Raw genomic sequence first — 2949 nt, 5'->3', positions numbered from 1 at the left:
TTGACCATGACCATCGCGGCGCCCGCGTCCTGCGCGGCTCGGCTGCGGGCGGCGCGATGGTCATGGTCATGCCGCCGTATCACGGCGCGACCATCCGCGTGGGCGAACGCGGCGTCTATGAGTTCTTTGCCCGGGTCTCGGACGCCATCGATATCCCGATCATGATCCAGGACGCGCCGGTCGCGGGCACGCCGCTGTCCGCGCCGTTTCTCGCCAAGCTCGCGAAGGAAGTGGCGAACGTGTCGTACTTCAAGATAGAGACGGCGCAGGCAGCGTCGAAGCTGCGCGAACTGATCGAACTCGGCGGCGACGCTGTAGTCGGTCCGTGGGACGGCGAGGAAGCGATCACGTTGATTCCGGATTTCGATGCAGGTGCGACCGGCGCCATGACTGGCGGCGGTTATCCGGACGGCATCCGCAAGATCGTCGATGCCTACACCGCCGGCGACACGGAACGCGCCGCCGATCTTTACGAACACTGGCTGCCGCTGATCAACTATGAAAACCGCCAGTGCGGCCTCGCGGCATGCAAGGCGCTGATGATGGAAGGCGGCGTGATCCGTTCGGACACGACCCGTCACCCCTTCGCGCCGATGCACCCCGCCACGCGCGAAGGCTTGCTGAAAGTGGCGCGCCGCCTCGACCCGCTCGTGCTGAGCTGGGGCAAGTAGCGCAACCCAAGTAACGCATCCCTATTCGCTTCACTACACCTGACACCATCCAAGGATTCGAACCATCATGGAAATCTCCAGCAATCTGCTGATCGGCAAACAGAGTGTTCCCGGCACCAACGGCTCGATCAAGGGCGTCGATGCAGCCACCGGCGAGCAGCTCGCCCCGGCCTTCGGCGGCGCAACGCTTGCGCAACTCGAGCAGGCATGCGCGCTCGCGTGGGCGGCATCGGATGTGTATCGCGAGCTGTCGCTTGAAACGCGCGCCAGGTTTCTCGAAACGATCGCGCAGAACATTCTCGATATCGGCGATGTGCTGATCGAGCGGTGTGTCGCCGAAAGCGGTCTGCCGCGTGGACGCATCGAAGGCGAGCGCGGCCGGACCGTCGGCCAGTTGCGCATGTTCGCAGCAGTCGTGCGCGAAGGGGATTTCCTCGGCGTGCGTATCGATCCGGCGCAGCCGCAGCGTCAGCCGCTGCCGCGCGTCGATCTGCGTCTGCGTTATGTGCCGCTCGGCCCGGTCGCCGTGTTCGGTGCGAGCAATTTTCCGCTGGCGTTTTCGGTGGCGGGTGGTGACACCGCCTCTGCGTTCGCCGCAGGTTGCCCGGTGATCGCCAAGGCGCATTCGGCGCATCCGGGTACGTCGGCGCTGGTCGGCGCAGCCGTGCAAAAAGCGGTCGCGGATTGCGGCTTGCCGGAAGGCACGTTCTCGCTCCTCTTCGATAGCGGCCGCGACGTCGGTCAGGGCCTGGTATCGGATCGGCGCATCAAGGCGGTGGGATTCACGGGTTCGCGCGGAGGCGGCACGGCGCTGATGAAGCTCGCGGCTGCGCGTCGTGAACCGATCCCCGTCTACGCGGAAATGAGCAGCATCAACCCGGTCCTGCTGTTCCCGAACGCGCTGAAGAATCGCGGTGCGGCGATCGGCAAGGCGTTCGCCAGTTCGCTGGCATTGGGTGCGGGCCAGTTCTGCACGAACCCGGGACTGGTGCTCGCAGTCGACGGCCCCGACCTCGACGCCTTCATTGCAGCGACGTCGGCCGCATTGAGCGACATCCCGGCTGCAACCATGCTGACGCCGGGCATCCACAAGGCGTATGTATCGGCGCTCAGCAAGACGGCCGAACACAGCGACGTCAAGACGCTCGCACGCGGCGCCGAAGCCAAGGGCGGGACGCAAGGTCAGGCCGCGTTGTTCTCGACGACCGCCGAGGCGTTCCGCGCCAACGCAGAGTTGCAGGAAGAGATCTTCGGCGCGGCTTCGCTGATCGTGCGTTGCCCGGATCTCGGCACGATGCTCGATCTGATCGAAGAGATGGAAGGTCAGTTGACAGCGGCGCTGCATATCGATGAAGCCGATTACGCCGAGGCCCGCAAGGTGCTGCCGGCACTCGAACGCCGTACGGGACGTATCCTTGTGAACGGTTTCGGCACAGGCGTTGAAGTGGGCCACGCAATGGTCCACGGCGGCCCGTTCCCCTCCACCGCTGACGGACGTTCGACGTCGGTCGGAAGCCTCGCCATCGATCGTTTCCTGCGTCCGGTGAGCTATCAGGATCTGCCTGACGCGCTGCTGCCCGAGGCACTCAAGACGGACAATCCGCTTGGGCTGAATCGTCGTATGGATGGCAAGCTGCAGTTGGGCAAGTAAAACTCCCTGTCTTGTTTCGAGGCGGCAGTCTGACGGCCGCCTCGCTATCGCTTCATACCAAAACAATCCCTCCTATTGAATGCACATTGGCTGCCCCGGCCAATCGCCGCATTCGCGTAAACGCGCAAAAAAATTAATCACTTTTACGCCGCACGATTGCGGTTCAAGCAACGCAATGGGCCTTCTTCTAGCGGTGTATTCGGACAGAACCTAGCTCGTGGCCGACGAAACCACAGGTCGCTTTTACATGCCGCGAGGCACGTTGGCCGACAAAGCCAGTGCAGGCGATTACCTGCTTCATCTGGACATCAAAAACAGGCCCGTGGCGCGGCGGACCATGTGTTGACTGCGTCGCGCAGATGTCACATATTGGTTCCGCTCCCGTCAAGCATGTCCGGCCTAGGGAGTCCGAAGCAATTCCTCATACGAGCATCGATTCGTCTGAATTAACCGGACGCGCAAGTGGTATGGACAGCCCTTGTGTCCCGGGAGGTTTTTCGCATGGCCCGTCTTTTGTTTCCATCGTCTGCCGAAACCGTGACGTGCATGCGTTGCGGCAACGCCATCCCCGGTGACGCCGACACGTGTCCGCATTGCGGCGCCGATCACGGCGGTTCGCTCGCGGGA

Annotated in this window: 3 protein-coding genes; all 3 read left to right on the top strand. The window is 63.3% G+C overall.

The annotated features are described in order from the left end of the window. The coding region (locus tag ACRXB1_RS33815) for a dihydrodipicolinate synthase family protein (protein ID WP_449494506.1) at nucleotides 1–671 on the top strand (671 nt) is incomplete at its 5' end. Between the two features lie 67 nt (nucleotides 672–738). Beyond that, nucleotides 739–2322 carry an aldehyde dehydrogenase (NADP(+)) gene (locus ACRXB1_RS33810; protein ID WP_449494505.1) on the top strand — a complete coding sequence of 528 codons (1584 nt, stop codon included), beginning with the start codon at nucleotides 739–741 and terminating at the stop codon, nucleotides 2320–2322. A 501-nt stretch (nucleotides 2323–2823) separates the two neighbouring features. Further along, on the top strand, nucleotides 2824–2949 hold a 126-nt coding region (locus tag ACRXB1_RS33805; RefSeq protein WP_449494507.1), incomplete at its 3' end, for a zinc-ribbon domain-containing protein.

This window comes from Caballeronia sp. M23-90, from assembly GCF_053574605.1.
This window is presented reverse-complemented; position numbering and strand designations above follow the sequence as displayed.

Coding starts and splice junctions, on each gene's coding strand:
- ACRXB1_RS33810 (WP_449494505.1), top strand. CDS start 739: ATGGAAATCTCCAGCAATCTGCTGATCGGCAAACAGAGTGTTCCCGGC.